This window comes from Microcoleus sp. Pol17C6 (assembly GCF_036701145.1).
In the GTDB taxonomy this organism is placed as follows: domain Bacteria; phylum Cyanobacteriota; class Cyanobacteriia; order Cyanobacteriales; family Microcoleaceae; genus Microcoleus.
This window is the reverse complement of record NZ_JAUBQH010000070.1, coordinates 1-20,391: the sequence shown is the minus strand read 5'-3', so window position 1 is coordinate 20,391 and position 20,391 is coordinate 1. Positions and strand designations below refer to the sequence as shown.

Below are 20,391 nucleotides of genomic sequence, written 5' to 3'. Positions count from 1 at the left end.
ATTTTAGATTTTAGATTTTAGATGTGGAATGACTGAGGAAGCTCGGAGTTTGGAGCACGGGCCTATAGTTGCATTCTTTTTTTCAACTGGTGCAAGTATGCGGATAAAAATAAAGTACGCGCGACGGCAGATATCCGGTATGTAATCGCACGTAGACCCCGAATTTAGCAGTGGTCAAAAACAGATTAAGTTTTTTATTCACAGCCATCTAATTAAATATATTAAAGCTGCAAAATTAGTCTAGCTAAAGTGAAATAAATCAAGACCCCGAGGACATCAACTGCGGTGGTAATAAAGGGAGCAGACATTAAAGCGGGGTCTAAACCCAAAGAACGAAATAGAAACGGCAGAGCTGAACCGGCAATAGAAGCTAAAATTGCGATCGCAAACAAACTCACTCCCACCGCGAGTGCCACTGCTAAACTCCCTTGCAGAGTATAAGCCCAGCCCGTCGCTACAGTCCCCAATATAGCTCCTAGCAGCGCTCCCGCCATCCCCTCGCGAACAATTACTTGAAACGGGCCCATTGCTGTAATTTCGTCAGTGTTCAAACCGCGAATTACAACAGTTGAGGACTGAGCTCCGACATTGCCTCCAGTGCCAGTAAGCAGGGGAATAAAGGCTGCTAGGGCAACTACTTGGTTCAAAATATCTTCTTGAGCTCTAATAATTGCGCCGGTGACAGTATTAGTTAAAAGCAGAACAAACAGCCACACCACCCTTTTCCGGGCAACAGTGATTAAATCGGTCTGAAAATAATTGTCGCCGCCGGACTGGACGCCACCCAAGGTATAAATATCTTTGGCTGCTTCTTGTTCTAAAATGTCGATCGCATCGTCAACTGTAATGATGCCGACCAGCCGCTGTTCGCGGTCTACAACGGGCACAGCTAAAAAATCGTAACGCTGGATCAGCCTAGCTACTTCTTCTTGATCCGTTCCTGTTTGAACAGAAACTACGTCGCGGGTCATAATTTCGCCGACAGTTTTGTCGAGGGGGGAAGTTACTAAATCCCGCAGGGATAAAATGCCAGTCAAGCTGCGTCCGGCGTCGGTGACGTAAAGAGAATAAATTGTTTCGGTAGTTCTAGCCAAAGAGCGAATTCGGTCTAAAGCTTGGGCGACGGTAAAACTTTCTTTGAGAGAAATATATTCGGGGGTCATGATCCGACCGGCGGTACTGGCTTCGTAACCCAAAAGTTGGGCCGTTGCTTCTCGTTCCGTCGGGCTCAGTTCACCCAACAGGCGACGGACTAATATTGCCGGGAGTTCGTCAAAGAGTTTAGCTCGATCGTCCGGCGACATTTTGTCTACAATATCAATGACTTCTTGGCGCTTGAATTTTTCGCAGAGGGACTGCTGAACGCTGGAGTCGAGATATTCGTAAACTGCTATGGCTTCGTCTTTGGAAAGCAAGCGGAAAGCTATTACTTGCATGGTTTCTGGCAGGCCTTCGATAGCTTCAGCTATGTCTGCTTCCTGCACCGGGTGCAAAATGGCTTTTGCTCCTTTAAAGTCTCCTTCTTCCAACAGGGCCCTTAACTGCGATCGAACTAATTCCCGCAGTTCCTTTCGCGCGTAGGTGGGTAGAGAAGACGATTGATAATTTTTTTCTGTCACTGATGACCCTCCTAAACCTGTGCTGCGCGCCTTCCTGAATCCAGTTTAGAGCCTATTGACGCCACTGGTTGCAGTGATCAGACTTGCCCTGACAAGATCCACACCTGACCCCTATTTTTCTGGTGCGCGCCCAGCATCTTGCCCGATTTGGGTTCAAATACATTTATCTTGATCGGCGACACTCATCGGTAGGAAAGGAGAATTGCGCCCGAGCACTTTTTCCAACAGGTTCGTCGAACTTTGATTGCGAATATAATTATTGACTGTTTCTTTCCATTCAGTGTCACTTGCTGGCAATATCATGCCGTAAGAAATGCAAGTTAAAGGCTGCTGCGGTATAACAAAATATTGGCTACGCTGCGAAAGCGCCCTTTTTCTGCTGATTCGTTGAGATCAGTTTCTACTTTTTATAAGCGGATGGAGCGATTTAATTTTTTTTCTAAGTTAGCTCGGAAAAGTTCTAAGCCTTCCATGCAAACTCCTTGCCATTTTTTACCTTCTAAATAGCCGAAGGGAGGGGCATATTTTCTGATACCAACTTTGAGAATGCCGGTTTGCCGAATTTCTGCCAGTGCTGTCTGGGCTGAGGCAATTGTAGGTAAAGCTGCGGGAAATAATATCGAAAATATGGCTGTAAATGCTGCGAGTTTGAGGTTTTTATTAGTTCGCATTGAGTTCATTCGTTCGGCATCCGAATAGATATTGTACTGTTTTTAATATGATACGCAAAGAAAGAATATTTTCAATATATTTGGGTGCTTGTATTTTAGGCTATTGGGGTGTTTTGGGTTGGGCGATCGGCTAACTTCAACCAGCACCGTTTAAAATTAATTTTCGGGGGCTACGCCAATCCTTTTTTCTGCCGCGTCACGGGTTATACACATAAAGAAGTTTTGGCAAGAATTGGTTTGACAACTTATTATCTTGGTATAGTCAACAATTAATTAAAACTGTCAATATCATTGGCCAGCAGTCATAGCGAATCCCCTGACTCCGGCTATGGTTCCTGTTCAAACTGCCAAATGTGTAGGGCTGGGATTTAGACTCTCCGATCAAATCAAGGAACAGGGAACAGGAAAATTATTTTATGTAGGAATGGATCTCAAAAGCTGCATCTGAATAGTGTAGAATTATAACAAATCAGATGGGACATTCCAAGGTGCGTATTGTGGGATAAAAATTCTCTGCAATCTGAATTTTATTACGGAATGTTTAAACTTGTATCTTTTCCTTAACCATTTTATATTCTTTACCAAATCTTTATTTTTTTTCTCTAGGGTATTGTTATGGTTGCTTCAAGCGAGCTTACAGCACTTTGTAACAAGAGTGAAATACCCTTTAGTTAAAAAAGAGGTCTTGATGACACACTGCCCCTGCTGCTCGAATTAAATGCTGCGTCACGTTCGCGAGCATCAAATCTACTGGTTTTGTCGCCAATGTTGGGAAACAATACCTATTTACAATCTCAACAGATGTTGCTCATCGCCATCTATAAATATAGTTAAAGGGCTAGGGGTTCAGGAAGAACATTCTTTACCGATGGAATTTAACAGTCAACTTAGGGGGTCTAAAGTTTAGAGAGTGCCTTATCGCTAACTGGTTTTCCGGCTCAAAACTTAGTTTTATTGCATCATTAAATTACCCAAGTATAGCCCAAAAAATTGAAGACCGTTCTATTCATATATCGCTTAATTTATGGTAATCCCTCGACGCAAAGTAATTATAAGTTTAGACCAAACACCACTTAAACGATTGCTACCTCTTTTGCTTGGTGTGGTGGCCTCTCTTGCTGTTTTATTTACGTGGCAACAGCTAACCATCAACGGACAAATTCACATCGAGCAGTTAATTCAGCAGGAAGCCAATGCGATTCAGTCACAACTGACCGAAGGACTATCCATTCGGGTGTTGACACTTCGGCAAATGGCGAATCGCTGGCAAGCCAATGGCGGAACACCAAAGGCTCTTTGGGAAGCCGATGCTGAGGCTTATGTAAAGGATTTTTACGGTTATCAGGCGATCGCATTAGTCGATCCATCATTTAAAGTGCGATGGGTTGTGCCACTGGCTGGGAATGAGGCAGCGCAAAACCTAGATTTTAATAGGGAACTGCGTCGCAAAATCACTTTGCAAGTAGCTCGTGATTTGCGTCAACCTATCTTAAGTCGCAATATTTCACTTGTTCAAGGAGGTCAAGGATTTTTAGCAAGTTTTCCTTTGTTTGTAGGTGAACGTTTTGATGGGTTGATTGTCGGAGTTGTTCAGTTTCAGGTTCTATTTGAAAGTATTTTAAAACTGTCACCAGGATACAATGTGGCTATCTATGATGGCACAACTTTGCTCTACGGTCAAGAGTCTTTTTCTCAAAATTTCGCTCGTAAAACAGTTGTAGTGAAAGCCTATGGTGTAGACTGGAAAATCGATGTTTATCCAAATTTAGATTTAGTAGAAAGAGTCAAGTTTTATTGGCCTAGACTTGTATTAATTGGGGGCTTAGTTTTAGTTGGGCTGCTTATGTGGGTCATGTATCTCGCACAAGTTAGTTATTGCAAAGTCGATAAATTCAAAAAAGCCAATCGCCAGTTGCAATGGGAAATTCACCAGCGACAACAGGCAGAAATTGCGATCGCTCAACTAGCTGCCATCGTTGAATCTTCGGAAGATGCCATTCTCAGTAAAGACTTAGAGGGTGTAGTTACCAGTTGGAATGTAGGAGCCGAAACAATTTTTGGTTATACAGCGGCAGAAATAGTAGGGCAATCAGGGAGAAAATTGATTCCCGCAGACTATCGAGATGAGGAAAACGAAATTCTCACCAAAATCCAGCGAGGACAACGCATCAAACACTACGATACAAAGAGGCTGAGGAAAGATGGAACATTAATCGATGTCTCGATGAGTGTCTCCCCCATTAAAGACCCAGCAGGAAATATAATTGGAGCCTCAAAGATTGCCCGGAATATTGCTGACAGCAAACAAGCAGAAGCAGCACTACGTGAAAGTGAAGAACGCTGGGAACTGTCTGTACGCGGGAATAATGACGGCATTTGGGATTGGAATGTTCAAACCAATGAGGTCTTCTTTTCTAGTCGCTGGAAGGAAATGCTGGACTATGAAGACCATGAAATCCAAAACATTATAGACAAATGGGCGAATCTGCTACATCCCGATGATTTGGGACGGGTAATGCAAGCCGTTCAAGACCATTTTGCCAAGAAAACTCCTTTTTATATCACAGAACATCGCGTTCGCTGCAAAGATGGTTCCTACAAATGGATTTTGGATCGTGGTCAGGCACTGTGGGATGATGCAGGTAACGTAATTCGGATGGCTGGCTCTCACACCGACATTACGGAGCGCAAGCAAGCTGAAGTTGCTTTACAGGTAAGCGAAGCCAGATATCGGCAATTGATCGATAACTTAAATGCGGGTTTTGTGATTCATGCGACAGATACCAGCATCCAATTATGTAATGAAACGGCCTGTGAATTACTAGGGCTTTCAATGGATCAAATGCTGGGAAAAACTGCGATATCTCCGGCCTGGCATTTTGTGCGGGAAGATGGCAGCGTTATGCCCCTAGAGGAATATCCGGTAAATCAGGTTTTATCCAGTGGAAGTTCCCTCAAAAATTATGTTGTAGGAATTAAAAAAGAAATTGATAGTTGTGTTTGGGTATTACTTAATGCCTACCCGGAGTTCGATCAAAACGGTCATATCACACAAGTTGTAGTTACGTTTATTGATATTAGCAAGCGCAAAAAAGTCGAGCTGGAAATCCAAAAAACTCGCAATTTCTTACAAGCACTGTTGGATCATCTACCGATTGCAATTTTTGTTAAGGACGCAGAGCCTAAACGATTTGGCAGATTTCAGTTTTGGAATAAAACCAGCGAACTGTTATTTGGCATCTCAGCCGAACAAGCGATCGGCAAAAGTGGCTATGATTTTTTTCCAATAGAACAGGCTATCTTTTTTGACCAAAAGGATAGAGAAGCTTTTGAAAAAGGTAAGACTGAGGATATTCCTGAAGAACTCATTGAAAGTCATAGTCTGGGCAAACGTTGGCTGCATACTGTGAAGATTCCCATTTACGACGAACAGCATCAGTCCCAGTACCTAATTTGTTTTTCAGAAGATATCACCGATCGCAAACACGCAGAAGCAGAGCTTAGAGAAATGAGTGAGGTGATGAAAAATGCGCTGTCGGGGATTTCCAAAATAGACACTCAAGGACGTTACCTCTATGTCAATAAAGCATATTCTGACGTGACAGGCTATCAGCCAGAAGAAATGATCGGGATGTCCTGGGAAAAAACCGTATATCCCGATGAGTTGGAAAAACTGGTTGCAGCCTATTGGCTGATGGTGCAAGAGGGCAGAGTTGAACTGGAAACCAAAGGGGTTCGTAAAGACGGTTCTGTTTTTTATAAGCAATTGGTGATGATTTCAACTTACGATGAACAGGAGCAATTTTTGGGGCATTACTGCTTCATGAAAGATATTAGCGATCGCAAAAAAGCCGAACTTGCACTAGAACAGGAACTCCTGCGGAGTAAAGCCTTCTTCAAAACTTCCATGGACGGTGTTGTTGTCATGGATTGGGTCGGAAAAGTTGTCGAAGCTAGTCCCAGTTTTGCTCAAATGCTGGGCTACACGCTAGAACAAACCATGAATCTGAGTGTGTTTGATTGGGATGCTGAATGGACGAAGGAAGAACTACAAATTATGCTCCAGAGAGAGGAGGTTATTCCGCTGTTTGAGACGCGACATCGCCGCAAGGACGGTTCTGTATATGACGTGGAAATTAGCTGGAACCGGGTGGAATTACAAGATGAGATGATGAACTTCTGTATCTGCCGGGATATTAGCGATCGCAAACGCAACGAAGCGGAACGCCAACAAGCAGAACAGGCACTGCGAGAGAGTGAAACTCGCTTCCAAGCCTTCATGAATCACAGCCCAGCCCCTGCCTGGATTACCGATGAAAATGGTGTAATGCTCTATGCCAGCCAGACTTATCTCAATACCTTTAAGTTACCCACTGACGATGTGATTGGAAAATCCATTTTTGAACTTTACCCCGCCGCCTTCGCCCAACAATATCTAGACAATATCCAAACGGTTGCTCAAACCAATGAGCTAATTGAAACGATTGAGATTGCGCCCCGTCGAGATGGAACCCTGGGTGAGTTTCTGGTTTACAAATTTCTCATCCCCGACTTACCTGGGCAAATGCTAGTAGGTGGTGTGGCGATCGATGTGACACGACAACATCAAGCTGAAACCGCCTTACAACTGAGTGAGGAACGCTTGAAACTGGCACTAGAAGCCTCTGGAGATGGACTGTGGGATTGGGACATTGAAACTGGAAAAGTTTACCTGAATTCCTACTACCAGGAGATGCTGGGCTACAAGCCCAGTGAGTTGGTGATGGATGTGAACGTCTGGGAACAGATGATTCATCCTGATGATACATTGTGGGTTTTTGAGGCTCTCAATAGTAACTTGCAAGATAGCTCTCTCAAATATGCCTTTGACTATCGTGTGCGTTGCAAGTCAGGTGAGTGGAAGTGGATCGCTAACTACGGGAAAGTCGTTGCCTACGATGAACATGGTAAGCCTTTACGGATGATTGGAACGCACAAAGACATCAGCGATCGCAAACAAAAAGAACTGGCCCTGCAGCACGCAATGGAAGCCGCAGAAGCAGCGAACTTGGCAAAAAGTACCTTCCTAGCCAATATGAGCCACGAATTACGCACTCCCCTCAACGTGATTCTAGGATTTGCTCAGGTAATGACCCATGACTCCTCCCTAACTCCCAACCAAAAAGAAGACCTGCAAACAATTCGTCGCAGTGGCGATCACCTCTTGAGTTTGATTAACGATGTGCTGGATCTCTCGAAAATTGAATCGGGACACTGCACAGTTGAACAAAGCGGATTGGACTTAATTGCGCTGCTGCATTCCCTCCGAAATATGTTGGCGGAACGAGCAAGTTCTAAAGGACTTGACCTTTGTTTCGAGATTGCGCCAGAAGTTCCCCAATTTATGCTTGTCGATGCTCAAAAACTGCGCCAGGTTTTGCTCAATCTGCTGAGTAATGCCATCAAATTTACCGATCGGGGAAGCATTACTTTGCAAGTCAGCATTGAGGCGGACGGTACAGGGGCATTAAGCACAACTCGGCCGATTCTCCAGTTTGTAGTCGCTGACACAGGTTTAGGGATTGCATCGGTCGAAATCGATACCATCTTCGATGCGTTTGTGCAAGCCCAAGCTGGGAAGCGATCGACCGGCGGTACTGGGCTAGGTCTAACCATTAGCCGCAAATTGTTGGAACTCATGGGCGGAGAAATTTCTGTCAGCAGCACTCTGGGAGAGGGGAGTAGCTTCACCTTTACCCTTCCCGTCAGCCCCATCAGTGGAGTTAATGTTACACCCGAAGAGAATAATCGCCTCGTGATTGGGCTGGCTCCCAGTCAAGGGGATCATCGCATTTTGGTGGTTGACGATCAAGCAGAAAATCGCTTGCTAATGGTCAGATTACTGACACAATTAGGATTAGAGGTAAAAGAAGCTACCAACGGACAGCAAGCTGTGCAGATTTGGCAACAATGGCAACCCGACCTAACCTGGATGGACATTCGGATGCCCGTGTTAGATGGATACGAGGCTACGAAGCAAATTCGGGCAATCGAAGACGGACAGAACAGTATCATTATTGCACTTACGGCCCAGGCTTCCCAGAGCGATCGCGCCCTCGCCTTAGCTGCTGGCTGCAACGACTACATCAGCAAGCCCTTCCGGGAACAGACCCTATTTCTTAAGATGGCGGAATACCTAGGTTTAGAGTATGTATATGAGGAAGAGGAAACTGAAATAGGGGAACGGGGAACAGATTGTTTTCCTTCTTACTTCTGTTCTGTTGCCTCTTCCGTTTCAGATTCTCTCGATCCAACGCTTCTGGCGACATTACCAAAAGAATGGGTGGTTGAGTTGGAAGATGCTGCTTTATGTGGGGATGATGTTGCGATCGTTGAACTGGTAGCTCAACTTTCATCAGACTTCGCTCAATTCGGTACTCATCTGACGGAACTCGCCAACCAGTATCAATTTGAGAAAATCCTTAATCTAATTCAAGGTAATTTCCCAAGTGTAATTCCTCCATTGGATTTATAAACTGTTGTGTAGTTAAACGTTTGCTTAGGACTACGGAATTAGGAATCTGCCCAGAACAATTAAATTTAATTGTTGGCAAAGTCTGCCCAAAAACTCCTTATTTTTTATTGATAATTGCTCTATAAAATGCCTCATAAAATACCCAAAAATTCCCCAATTAATCCTTTCGATTTAACAAATCTAGAGGAATGCAGTGAAGAATCAGTTTATGCTCCCGGTCATATTCAGCCCCACGGAATAGTTTTATTGCTGCAAGAAAAAAGCCTCAATATTTTACAAGTAAGTGACAATGTAGAAGTGTTTTTTGGCATTTCTGTCGCCGAATTACTAGGTCAGCCATTGCCATGGTTATTTGGTCACGAGCAAGTACAAGAAATTGTTAGGTATCTCAATCAAGAAAAGCACAAAATTAATAATAGTTTTGAGCTGAAAATACCTCTAAAAGACGGTCAAATTCAAACATTTAGAAGCACACTGCATCAGCAACCAGATGAGTTAATTCTGGAACTAGAACCCCAATTGACTATTGAAAATAATCATTCAATGGATTTTTATCAGCGTCTGCAAACAGTTATCCTCAACTTTCGCAGTGCGTTCGGTCTTTCTGATTTAGCTCAAACCATTGCTAGAGAAGTAAAAGCCATGACCGGATTCGATCGCGTGATGATTTATCGCTTTGAAGCCGATGACCATGGGGTGGTGATTGCTGAAGAGAAAGAAAGCTATCTAGAAAGCTACCTGGGATTGCATTACCCGGCGATCGATATTCCCGTACCCGCCCGCAAATTGTTTTACAGCAATTGGGTGCGCCAAATTCCCAATATCAATTACACCCCTGCCCCCCTAATTCCCACCAACCATCCCCTAACCAATACACCCCAGGATCTCAGTGCTTGTGTGTTAAGGGGAGTATCTCCCTACCACATTGAATATTTGCAGAATATGGGAGTGGCTGGGACACTGACGATTTCGTTAATTGACGATCGGCGCCTCTGGGGATTAATTGCCTGTCACCATTACAGTCCGCGATTGGTAGATTACGAAACTCGCAAAAGCTGTGAATTTTTAGGACAATTTGCCTCGATCGAACTGGTGCATCAGCAAGAGCGAGAATTGAACGTTTACCGATCGCAGGCTAAAACTATTCAGGATAAACTTCAGCAGGCATTCCGGCGAGAGTCTAATTTTATCGAACAGGTATTGACCGAAAATGCTTCTCAATTGCTAGATTTAGTTCATGCTCAGGGAGCTGCAATTCTGCTCGATGGTCGTCTGACATTGGTGGGTCAAACACCATCTGAAGCTGAGGTTGACGAACTCGTGCAGTGGTTGCTCCAACACAACAAAGAACGAGTGTTTGCAACAGCTTCTTTGTCTCAGTTGTATCCCCAAGCCAAGCAATTCAAAGAGCGAGCTAGCGGTGTTTTAGCAATCTCAATCTTCCTCTGCTACGCCAAACAAAAGTCATACCATATCCTTTGGTTCCGACCGGAACAAATTCAAACCATAAACTGGGCAGGTAATCCACAGGATGCTGTGTCGATCGACGAAATTGGAAAAATGCACCTGTGTCCCCGCAAATCCTTTGAACTGTGGCAAGAGACAGTGCGGGAAATGTCTTATCCGTGGCAGATTGCAGAGTTAGAAGCTGCAGCCGAAATGAGACATATCCTCATGCTGGCGGTGTTAGAATTTTCGCAAGCTGCCCTAGAACACGCTGCTGAAAGGGCAGCTATAGCCAACCGTGCCAAAACCCAGTTCCTGGCCAACATGAGCCACGAGCTCAGAACCCCACTCAACGCCATTCTGGGATTTACCCAGCTTATGAACCGCAGCCCTTATATCCCAGAAGAATTTCAAGAGCATTTAGGGATCATTACCCGTAGTGGAGAACACCTGCTGACATTGATCGACGATGTTTTGCAAATGTCTAGGATTGAAGCAGGGCAATTGGTACTGAGTAAAAGCTGTTTTAATCTGCATCGACTGCTAGGTTCTATTAACGAGATGTTCACCATCAAAGCGCCTGAGAAAGGGTTACATCTGAGCAGCGAGTGGGATGCTACTGTCCCGCGTTATGTCTGTGGCGATCAAGCAAAACTTCGCCAAATCTTGATTAATCTGCTGGGGAACGCGCTCAAATTTACAACAACAGGAACCATAGCCCTGCGCGGACGAGCTTTTTCATCAGATGATATGCCATCCAGTACAAATTGCGATCGCGCCACTAATCCACCGGATATTAAACCCACTATTACCCTGTGTCTCGAAGTTGAGGATACCGGACCTGGCATTTCTGCCTCAGATTTAGAATCAATTTTTGACGCTTTCATGCAAACCAATCGCGGTCGCAACGATCGAGGAACAGGTTTAGGACTGTCTATCAGTCGTGAGTTTGCGCGTCTGATGGGAGGCGATATCACCGTGCAAAGCACCCTCAATCGAGGCTCGACTTTTACCTGCCAAGTCGTTTTGGAACTACCAGAGTCCGTTGATTTAGAGGAACCTGAAATTAGCGCTCGGGTTATCAGGATCGAACCTGGGCAACCTATCTACCGAATTTTAGTAGTAGAAGACGTTCCAGAAAATCGGCAACTGCTGGTGACACTGCTGGAGTCAGTTGGGTTTGATGTGTGTGCGGTGGAAAATGGGGCAGAGGCGATCGCTCGTTGGCAGGCCTGGCACCCTGACCTGATTTTGATGGACATTCAAATGCCTGTCATGGATGGTTATGAAGCCACGAGACAGATTCGAGCACAAGACTCATTAGTCATTAGTCATGGGTCATCAGCAGATAACTCAGGGCAAACGTCACAGGACAACAGACAAATTACACGCATCATTGCCCTCACTGCCTATGCTTTTGAAGACGATCGTATCGCCAGCCTGCAAATCGGTTGCGATGACTACATTGCCAAGCCGTTTACTGAAGACACACTTTTCGACAAAATAGCTCATCACTTGGGTGTGCGCTACTGCTACGCCGAAAAAGTTCCGCGAGATTTATCAGCTTCGCCACCAAAGATATTTATTCCCGACTTGAAAACCATGCCCACTCAGTGGATTGCAGAAGTTCATGAAGCAGCATTAGATCTTAGTGATAATAAGCTTTATGAACTTATCGCTCAAATTCCCAAGGAGAAACGAGATTTCATCGCGGCGATGACATCTCTGGTCGATAACTTTCAGCTTGAAGCGATCGCAACTCTCACCCAGATTTAGGAATAAGAACATGACAGATCTATTCAAACTTGTGGCCCAAACGAATATTCTCATCGTGGATGATACCCCAGACAATCTGCGCTTGTTAGCCAAAATTCTAGAGTCACAGGGCTATATTGTGCGTAAAGCCCTCAACGGGAGAATGGCACTCCAAGGTGTTCATCGCGACCCACCGAGTCTGATTTTACTTGACATCAATATGCCAGAGATGAATGGGTACGAAGTCTGCCAAAAGTTAAAAGCATCGGAAGCGAGTGATCAGATACCGGTTATTTTTATCAGTGCGCTCGAACGACTGGAAAACAAGGTACGAGCCTTTGAACTGGGTGGCGTAGACTATATTACCAAACCCTTTCAAGAGCAGGAAGTGCTGATGCGAGTAAAAAATCAATTACTCATCCAGCAGCAACGCCAACAACTGCTGGAACAAAATCAACGTTTAGAACACGAAATCCAAGAACGTCTGAGGGCAGAAGCCGAAGTAAGGCAGCTATCCGTAACCGATGAATTAACTGGATTATATAACCGACGAGGCTTCTTTTTACTAGCCGATCAACAACTAAAAATTGCTCGACGCACGCAAACATCCTATTTTATTTTGTTCGCTGACCTAGATGGTTTGAAAAAGATTAACGACACTTTAGGACACGAAATGGGAGACAGAGTAATCGTTGACGCCGCTCAAATATTGAAGCAAACCTTTCGTGAGGCGGATATTGTGGCTCGACTGGGCGGAGATGAATTTGCTTTATTTATTCCTAACTTTTCGGGTGATTCATCTATTAATTTCCAGGCTCGGCTGCAAGAAAATATAGATCGCTTTAATCAACACTCCGAGCGAGCTTATATATCAATAAGTCTTGGTGTGGAGTTTGGGGATTTAAATAATGAAGTTTTATTAGAACAATTGCTAGCAAAGGCTGACAAACTAATGTACGAGCATAAACGCACCAAACGCTGTTTAAATCCTCAACCGTTCTTTTGAGAACAGCTATATCGGAGCGCCATAAGCATTATTTATTAAACGTGAGTTCAACCGAGAAAGAGTAAACTGAAAACAAGATAGGGAAACAGCTTGAAGACTTTACCCCGTCAGCCGGAAAACACGATGCAGTACATATCACCACACCTAAACCTGAGAGGGTAGCAACCCCGTTAAAAGCTCTGGCTGTATTAGGTTAAGGGTGTGATAAAAAGATGTCGTCGGTATTTCCCATAATCCGGAGCTAAAATCAACTGACTGAGGCTGTATAAGTGGAGAATTGGCCTACAGTGGCATTCTTTTTTTAAACTGGTATTATTTGCCCAAATCGATTTTATCTATTTTCCCAATCGCGCTAAAATGATGCCTAACTGAACTGCAATTACTCCTAGTATGGCACTGCCTGCCCAGTAAAAAGCGGCGATGCTGTAAGCTCGATCGCGCCACAAGACATTCGTCTCTAAACCGTAAGTTGAAAAAGTAGTATAAGCACCCAAAAAGCCCGTTGCTACCATTAAGCGCACTTCCGACGGAATAGTCGGCACTCGTTCAAAAGCGAGGGTAATAAAAAATCCCATAGCTAAGCAACCAGTGATGTTAATAAAAAAAGTTCCGTAGGGAAAAGCCGTACCGAAACGATTGGCAAACCACAAGGTGATATAATACCGGCTCAAAGCGCCGGCAACGGCACCTAAACTAATTGCGATCGGATGGCGCAAATTCGGGTCTTGCAGCATACAGCTATTAAATATTTGCTACTTGATATAGAGATGGATTTTAGATTCAGCGGACTTATGTAAAGTATTGTAGGATTAAATTGGCGATCGCTCTAGCTGTTCGCAATTAAAATTAAGAGAGAGTATTTATGCAAATTGTGCTGGCTACCTTAGACGATGGTTTAGTTAGAGCGTGGGAAAGCACTTGCGGCAGTATGGAAAATGTAAAGATACATCACGGTTCAATATTTGATGTGAAATGCGATGCTATTGTTAGTCCGGGGAATAGTTTTGGTTTCATGGACGACGGCTTAGAGCTAGAAATTTCGGAATATTTTGGAGGGCAGGTTCTTGAACGCTTGCAAAAACTCATTCAGGCTCGACATCACGGCGAACTCTTAGTAGGAATGGCAGAAATTGTAGACACAGATCATGCTGAAATTCCCTATTTAATAGCTGCACCAATTATGCGCGTTCCCACAGTTTTAAGAGAAACTGTAAATGTTTATCTAGCAACCCGCGCTATTTTGACTCTCGTAAAATTTGGCTCAGTCCCAGATGGAACGCCAGTCAAACATATCATTGGAACTATCGCTATTCCCGGCATGGGTACGGGAATGGGCAAAGTGCCGCCAGATATCTGCGCCAATCAAATGAAAGTTGCGCTCGAAGATATCCTTTTATCTCAGTACGAATTTCCTCAATCTTTACTGCACGCTCAACGATGTCACCACTTGTTATATACGGACGAAAGCGAAGATTTGCAGTTGGAAAATTGAAAGTATTAAATTTGCCAGTTTTATTGTGTTGAGAAACCAAGTTTATTTGTGTGTGTTTTTTTAGGTATAGAGACTTATCACAAATTAAAGTGCGCTAAACCGTACCTGCAACTTGGCGGTATCCTACACACGAGAGCAACTTTGGTAGATATAATGTAATAGAACTGAGGTCATTCCAACTAGGTAAGCGCGGATACAAAAGTTGATAAAGCTGGAACAAAAATTGCCTAGTTCTTATTAAATGCCAGAATTCCTTCTGGCGCTACACGTACAAAGTCTGTATAAAAGACCACAATTCCTTCTGGCGCTACACCTACAAAGTCTGCATCCAGGGACTGTGAGATTTTTTGAAAATGTTTACTACCACAGGAGAAGATTGAGATGACAGATCCAAAAGTAACCGAGGAACCCGTTTTAGAGGCAACTCTCGAAACGACGGAGCTCGTCAAAAAAGAGATGCCCGACGCGACTGATGAAGCGATCGCAGAAACTGCGGCGCTGTTTGAAGCAATTAAAAAACGCGCCACCGCCGAAGTGCAAGCAGCGGGCGAACTCACCCGCGAAGCTTATTTAAAAGCTGTGAATAAGGCCTCCGGGGCGATCGAAGAAAATAAGGATCTCGCCCACGAGAGATTCACAGAAGCAGTCAAGCTGATTAAAAAAGAAACTGAGAAAAATTGGCTGGTGGTAGATGCGATTAAAACGCGGGCGCAAGCGCAGGTGCAAGATGCCGGCGAAGTCAGTCGCGAAGCTTATTTGAAAGCAGTGCGACAAGCGCGAGAAGCGGTGGAACAAAATAAATTGATCGAACGCGATCGCATCGAACAAGCTGTTGACCACATTCACACGGAAGCTGAAAAGAATTGGCACCTTATTGTGAAGCAAATTGAGTCGATCGGCACTCGCTTGACGGATGCAGCTAAGTCTGCATGGAATTCGCTGACGGCGTTTTTTGACAAGTCTCACAGCGATCACCCAGATTCCTAGAAGGGCCAGCCGGGGGTTTGGAACTCCCAGCGGCTTGTTAGGGGTAGTTAGCTTTGGAATTAATTCCAAAGCTAATGCCGATCGTGCGTGCATTTGCATTCAGCAGAAGTTTCAGGCATACTGCATAATTAAAAAGCTTTATTTTTAGTCCACAACCCCCAATTATGAGAAGTTACTACTGCGGCGAACTGCGAAGCGAACACATCGGAGAGACTGTCACCCTTTACGGCTGGGTGGATCGCCGCCGCGATCATGGCGGGGTGATTTTTCTCGATGTGCGCGATCGATCGGGTATCGTGCAAATTGTCAGCGATCCTGAACGCACCCCCGATTCCTATCACGGGGCTGAGGCTTTACGCAGCGAATACGTGCTTAAAATTACTGGGCGAGTCACCGGCCGCCCCGCCGATTCCCTCAACCCGAAATTGCCTACGGGTGAGGTGGAAATTTATGCTGACGAAATTGAGTTGTTGAATGCGGTTCGCAAACAGTTACCGTTTCAGGTGGCGACGGCGGAAAATGAAAGTGTGCGGGAAGATTTGCGGCTGAAATATCGCTATTTGGACTTGCGGCGCGATCGTATGAGTCGCAATTTGCAGCTTCGCCACCAAGTTGTGAAAGCTATGCGCCGCCACCTGGAAGATGTGGGAGGTTTTATTGAAGTTGAAACACCGATTTTAACGCGATCGACTCCTGAAGGTGCGAGAGATTATTTAGTGCCCAGCCGCGTCAATTTGGGCGAGTGGTACGCTTTGCCGCAGTCGCCGCAGTTGTTCAAACAATTGTTAATGGTTTCGGGTTTGGACAGATATTATCAAATTGCGCGCTGTTTCCGCGATGAAGATTTGCGCGCCGACAGACAGCCGGAATTCACACAATTAGACATGGAAATGAGTTTCATGTCTTTAGAAGAAGTTATCGAATTAAACGAAGGTTTAGTCTCCCAGATTTTCCAAAGTGTCAAAGGCATAGAATTGCCTCGTCCTTTTCCGCGATTGACTTACGCGGAAGCGATGGATCGCTATGGTAGCGACAAACCAGACACTCGCTTCGGTATGGAATTAGTCGATGTTTCCGATTTGATGAAAGATTCGGGATTTAAGGTATTTTCCGGGGCGGTTGCTGCGGGCGGAATTGTGAAAGTTTTGCCGATTCCGGGCGGGAATGATGCGATTTCTAACGTGCGGATTAAACCGGGTGGCGATTTGTTTAGGGAAGCCAGCGAAGCGGGTGCGAAGGGATTGGCTTACATTCGCGTGCGGGATAACGGCGAAATTGATACGATCGGCGCTATTAAGGATAATTTGACGGAAGCGCAAAAACAGGAATTGCTCGATCGCACGGGCGCGCAACCAGGTCATTTGTTGTTATTCGCAGCAGCCGACGCGACAACTGTCAATAAGACTTTGGATAGATTGCGTTTGTTTGTCGGTAACGAATTGGGATTGATTGACAAAGACAAGATGAATCTGCTGTGGGTGACAGATTTCCCCATGTTTGAATGGAACGCTGACGAGAAGCGTTTGGAAGCATTGCATCACCCGTTTACTGCGCCACATCCCGACGATATTAACGATTTGAAAACTGCGAGAGCTCAAGCTTACGATTTGGTGTTAAACGGTACAGAAATCGGTGGGGGTTCTCTGCGGATTTATCAACGGGAAGTGCAGGAAAAGGTGTTTGAGGCGATCGGCTTATCGACTGAGGAAGCTTACAATAAGTTTGGCTTTTTGTTGGATGCGTTTGAGTATGGAACTCCGCCCCACGGAGGCATTGCTTACGGTTTGGATCGGTTGGTGATGCTGTTGGCTGGCGAGGAATCTATTCGCGATGTGATTGCGTTTCCGAAGACGCAGCAGGCGGGTTGTTTGCTGACGAATGCGCCGGCTGGGGTGGATGAGAAGCAGTTGAAGGAGTTGCAAGTGCGATCGACTTATACGCCGAAGTCATAAGGCGATCGGGACTTAGGCAAAGCCGATGTGTCATGCTGAGAGAAGGGAAGCATCTCAGTTGAAATGCCTAAGTCATAATTATGAAACACCTTGACAATTTAACCATTCATCGGTTCCGAGGCCTGCGAGATTTAACCTTGCAGGACTTGGGTCAAATCAACCTATTGGTTGGTGCGAATAACTCAGGGAAAACCAGCGTTTTAGAGGCGATATCAACACATTGTTCAAATGCCGTGCTGACTGTTGATACAGTCACACCTTTTTCCTATGGGATCGAAGAATTGCAAGTTGAATTGCTCTCAGAAGCAACTTTTCAGCGTTTTAAGTCGGAAGTGATTAACTTACTGCAAGGGATAGATTCAGGAATTATTGATTTAGCAATTCTGTCGCATAGGGGCAAGCGTCCCACTCTTTATATCGCTCATAAACAATTGGGAATTTTGCCGTTAAGTGCTGTTGGTGATGGTGTGCGTCGTCTGTTGTTCATTGCTTTAACGCTGAGCAAAGTTCGATGTGGAGTTTTACTAATTGACGAGATAGAAAAAGCTATTCATACTGATTCACTTTGCAGTTCCTTTACTTGGATTGTGCAGTGGTGTCAGCGATTGGATGTGCAGCTATTTGCAACTACCCACAGTTTAGAAACAGTTGATGCGATGTTGGATGCTAGCGATACGGAGACAGACTTAGTTCTTTATCGTTTGGAAAAGTGGGAGTTGCAAACAAAAGTAATCAGACTTGAACGGGAAATACTGCAAAGAGTGCGGAAGGATTTGGGTCAGGAGGTGCGCGTGTGAACCGCACAGGACTGACTGGAAACCGGGTTTTTTACGAAAAGACTTGCTTTTAGTCCTTTATTCTGGTTTAAAAACACGGTTTCTGAGCTTATGGGTGCGCTCGCACATCCGAACACGTGCGTTAAGTGCTACATTATTTACAAATCTTTTTTGTAAAAGCAAAAGGCTGCTCCAATGGAACCATCCATCCTTACCCGGCGACTGAAAGACTTGGAAGACAATATTAAAAAAGATTTTGCTTTACTAAAAGACTACGAAGATGCCTTACGTGATGAAGATGATCCACGTCGCAAGGGTAAATACAATCGAGCAATTGAGCAATTAAGGGAATCAGCGAATCGCTATCAGCAGGAATACGATCAACTGCATCAGCAGATAACTGGTGAACCAACTGTACAAATGCAGAGCGTAGCTATCCAGTTACAACAGATGAACAACGGATTAGACCGATTATCTGCTGGGCAGAAAGCTATTTATGCAAACATTAACAACCTGCGACAAGGATTACTAGCCCATTATGAGGCTGGTGAAAAAATATTATTTCTGCAATCACAAATCAGTTGAATGAATCTCAAGTGACTACCATTTCTGCTTTGTTAGATGCAATAGAAGCTAACCAAGTGTCAGATGCAGAAATGCAGAAAATTTTACCGAGTATCCAGGAGGGTTTAATTATATTACAACAACGCGGCGTTACTCTACCTGTTAGTCAGGAAGAGATCGTCGGAGTGATTAATGGACCTCAAATGGATTTTAAGCATAGATTAAAGGTTGCGGTGCCTCTTATTCCTTTTATCTTGGACTATGAAGGTGAATTAGAACTAGGTACAGGAATAAATCTCAAAGAAGGTTTAAAACAATTTATGGCGCGGCTTATAGGAGGGTAAATTGTGGAGCCGCACCATCAACGTGAACAAGACTTGAAGGAACACATTGAGAAAGATTTAGAATTACAAAAAAAACTAGAAGACGATTTGCGCCTTGCCAACGACTCCAAGGAGCAAGCAAAGCTAGAAAGACAAATTGAAGAACTCATCATAAAGCGATCTACTCATCAAAAAGAATTAAATACAATTAGCTTGCAAAAACGAGAAGCACTTGCCCGTGAGATGCCATTTGTCTCATTTGATGAGCTAGAGATCGTAACTAGATTTATCCTGGGTATGCCACCTGCTTCTCAGGAAATAAACTTCAATATTACAGGCATAACACAGAAAATAGCGAAAAATACTCTGACTCACGATGTTCATTTTCTACTAACAATGGGTATGGTTAAAGTCAAAGAAGTTCGTAGTTTTATTGAAGTCACTTCCCTTTTACGTCCTGACTTTTCCCAAAAACTAAAGGATGGGTTTGTAACGGAATATCAAAGATTACTGAAAGCAAACATTAGAGGAGATGCTTTATTTGAGTCTTTGCACAAGTTCTCCTGTGGTAATAGCTTAGAGTCGAAGAAGGCAGCAGCAGGGTTGGCAGTATTATCCTATCTTTTTGAGAGGTGCGAGGTTTTTGAAAGATGACTTTTTCTACAGATACCACTTCAACTTCTAACTTTTCTATTATTTTGCCCACGAAGCACATCTCAACCCGTTATTCTCTATTAGGTGTAGGTGCTACAATATTAGAACACTTGCAATATCCACGTACAGTTTCGTCACTTTGGAGTGCTGTTTCGACAATACCGGAAGTCGCAACCTTTGAACGGTTTGTTTTGACTCTGGATATCCTATACGCTATTGGAGCAATTGAAATGGATGCAGGACTACTTCGTAGGAGTCGTCGATGATTCGTGCTATTCGTTGTAATCATACTTCATTTAAAACTGTCGAGTTTAGGCCCGGCTTTAATGTAATATTGGCCGATCGTACAGAAGAGTCTGGGAGCAAAGACTCTCGTAATGGTTTAGGTAAATCAACTCTAATTGAAATAATTCACTTTTGCTTAGGCTCTACATTACAAAAAGCTAAAGGACTGGATTCTATAAATTTACGAGGTTGGGCATTTAGCCTAGAGTTGACACTTTCTAATCAAGTTATTACAGTCTGGGGGGGTGACGACCCGCCCCAAACTCATAGTTAGTAAGGATTGAGCCAACTTGTGGTAAAAAAAGATAGGCAGCAGAGTTGTTACACGCTTGCCTATCCAAAAAAAT

Annotated in this window: 15 protein-coding genes; 12 read left to right on the top strand and 3 right to left on the bottom strand. The window is 44.2% G+C overall.

All coding sequences use genetic code 11. The features are described from left to right. Positions 1-221: 221 nt before the first annotated feature. Positions 222-1,619: a magnesium transporter gene (gene mgtE / locus QUA25_RS24845; protein WP_333041966.1), complete on the bottom strand. Its 1,398-nt coding sequence runs from the start codon at positions 1,617-1,619 to the stop codon at positions 222-224. A gap of 407 nt (positions 1,620-2,026) precedes the next feature. Next, a complete protein-coding gene (locus QUA25_RS24840; protein WP_333041964.1) occupies positions 2,027-2,290 on the bottom strand; it encodes a hypothetical protein in 264 nt (87 codons plus the stop codon). 1,024 nt (positions 2,291-3,314) lie between these two features. On the opposite strand from QUA25_RS24840, the gene QUA25_RS24835 reads away from it, so the two are divergent. From QUA25_RS24835 to QUA25_RS24825, 3 genes are all read left to right on the top strand, one after another. Next, positions 3,315-8,804, top strand: coding sequence for a PAS domain S-box protein (locus QUA25_RS24835; protein ID WP_333041962.1), 5,490 nt, complete (start codon positions 3,315-3,317; stop codon positions 8,802-8,804). 126 nt (positions 8,805-8,930) lie between these two features. Next, positions 8,931-12,026, top strand: coding sequence for a response regulator (locus QUA25_RS24830; protein WP_333041960.1), 3,096 nt, complete (start codon positions 8,931-8,933; stop codon positions 12,024-12,026). Between the two features lie 10 nt (positions 12,027-12,036). After that, positions 12,037-13,011: a diguanylate cyclase gene (locus tag QUA25_RS24825; RefSeq protein WP_333041958.1), complete on the top strand. Its 975-nt coding sequence runs from the start codon at positions 12,037-12,039 to the stop codon at positions 13,009-13,011. Between the two features lie 335 nt (positions 13,012-13,346). Here QUA25_RS24825 and crcB read toward each other — a convergent pair whose 3' ends face one another. Next, complete coding sequence (crcB, locus tag QUA25_RS24820; protein ID WP_333041955.1) at positions 13,347-13,745, bottom strand: fluoride efflux transporter CrcB; 399 nt, start codon at positions 13,743-13,745, stop codon at positions 13,347-13,349. 128 nt (positions 13,746-13,873) lie between these two features. On the opposite strand from crcB, the gene QUA25_RS24815 reads away from it, so the two are divergent. The 9 genes from QUA25_RS24815 to QUA25_RS29580 all read left to right on the top strand — a co-directional run bounded on the left by QUA25_RS24815 (position 13,874) and on the right by QUA25_RS29580 (position 20,318). Then, positions 13,874-14,503 (top strand): macro domain-containing protein, encoded by a 630-nt coding sequence (locus QUA25_RS24815; RefSeq protein ID WP_333041954.1) that lies wholly within the window; start codon positions 13,874-13,876, stop codon positions 14,501-14,503. 381 nt (positions 14,504-14,884) lie between these two features. After that, positions 14,885-15,490, top strand: a complete 606-nt coding sequence (locus QUA25_RS24810; RefSeq protein ID WP_333041953.1) for a hypothetical protein — start codon at positions 14,885-14,887, stop codon at positions 15,488-15,490. Between the two features lie 164 nt (positions 15,491-15,654). Then, positions 15,655-17,442: an aspartate--tRNA ligase gene (gene aspS / locus QUA25_RS24805; protein ID WP_333041951.1), complete on the top strand. Its 1,788-nt coding sequence runs from the start codon at positions 15,655-15,657 to the stop codon at positions 17,440-17,442. An 80-nt stretch (positions 17,443-17,522) separates the two neighbouring features. Beyond that, positions 17,523-18,239: an AAA family ATPase gene (locus tag QUA25_RS24800; protein ID WP_333041950.1), complete on the top strand. Its 717-nt coding sequence runs from the start codon at positions 17,523-17,525 to the stop codon at positions 18,237-18,239. A gap of 174 nt (positions 18,240-18,413) precedes the next feature. After that, entirely contained in the window at positions 18,414-18,803 is a 390-nt protein-coding gene (locus QUA25_RS24795; RefSeq protein WP_333041949.1) for a hypothetical protein, read from the top strand. Next, the gene (locus tag QUA25_RS24790; protein ID WP_333041948.1) at positions 18,800-19,126 is read left to right on the top strand and encodes a hypothetical protein; all 327 of its coding nucleotides are present in this window, start codon (positions 18,800-18,802) and stop codon (positions 19,124-19,126) included. The genes QUA25_RS24795 and QUA25_RS24790 overlap by 4 nt, the downstream gene beginning before the upstream one ends. A 3-nt stretch (positions 19,127-19,129) precedes the next feature. After that, positions 19,130-19,759 carry a hypothetical protein gene (locus QUA25_RS24785; RefSeq protein ID WP_333041946.1) on the top strand — a complete coding sequence of 210 codons (630 nt, stop codon included), beginning with the start codon at positions 19,130-19,132 and terminating at the stop codon, positions 19,757-19,759. Further along, positions 19,756-20,025, top strand: coding sequence for an ABC-three component system middle component 6 (locus QUA25_RS29585; protein WP_445242250.1), 270 nt, complete (start codon positions 19,756-19,758; stop codon positions 20,023-20,025). Before QUA25_RS24785 ends, QUA25_RS29585 begins: the two co-directional genes overlap by 4 nt. Continuing rightward, positions 20,022-20,318: an AAA family ATPase gene (locus QUA25_RS29580; protein ID WP_333206490.1), complete on the top strand. Its 297-nt coding sequence runs from the start codon at positions 20,022-20,024 to the stop codon at positions 20,316-20,318. The genes QUA25_RS29585 and QUA25_RS29580 overlap by 4 nt, the downstream gene beginning before the upstream one ends. Positions 20,319-20,391 lie beyond the last annotated feature (73 nt).

What these genes read in the sequence shown, in the direction of transcription:
- QUA25_RS24840 (WP_333041964.1), bottom strand. Translation starts at nt 2,290, where the DNA reads ATGCGAACTAATAAAAACCTCAAACTCGCAGCATTTACAGCCATATTT.
- QUA25_RS24835 (WP_333041962.1), top strand. Translation starts at nt 3,315, where the DNA reads ATGGTAATCCCTCGACGCAAAGTAATTATAAGTTTAGACCAAACACCA.
- QUA25_RS24830 (WP_333041960.1), top strand. Translation starts at nt 8,931, where the DNA reads ATGCCTCATAAAATACCCAAAAATTCCCCAATTAATCCTTTCGATTTA.
- QUA25_RS24825 (WP_333041958.1), top strand. Translation starts at nt 12,037, where the DNA reads ATGACAGATCTATTCAAACTTGTGGCCCAAACGAATATTCTCATCGTG.
- crcB (WP_333041955.1), bottom strand. Translation starts at nt 13,745, where the DNA reads ATGCTGCAAGACCCGAATTTGCGCCATCCGATCGCAATTAGTTTAGGT.
- QUA25_RS24815 (WP_333041954.1), top strand. Translation starts at nt 13,874, where the DNA reads ATGCAAATTGTGCTGGCTACCTTAGACGATGGTTTAGTTAGAGCGTGG.
- QUA25_RS24810 (WP_333041953.1), top strand. Translation starts at nt 14,885, where the DNA reads ATGACAGATCCAAAAGTAACCGAGGAACCCGTTTTAGAGGCAACTCTC.
- aspS (WP_333041951.1), top strand. Translation starts at nt 15,655, where the DNA reads ATGAGAAGTTACTACTGCGGCGAACTGCGAAGCGAACACATCGGAGAG.
- QUA25_RS24800 (WP_333041950.1), top strand. Translation starts at nt 17,523, where the DNA reads ATGAAACACCTTGACAATTTAACCATTCATCGGTTCCGAGGCCTGCGA.
- QUA25_RS24795 (WP_333041949.1), top strand. Translation starts at nt 18,414, where the DNA reads ATGGAACCATCCATCCTTACCCGGCGACTGAAAGACTTGGAAGACAAT.
- QUA25_RS29585 (WP_445242250.1), top strand. Translation starts at nt 19,756, where the DNA reads ATGACTTTTTCTACAGATACCACTTCAACTTCTAACTTTTCTATTATT.
- QUA25_RS29580 (WP_333206490.1), top strand. Translation starts at nt 20,022, where the DNA reads ATGATTCGTGCTATTCGTTGTAATCATACTTCATTTAAAACTGTCGAG.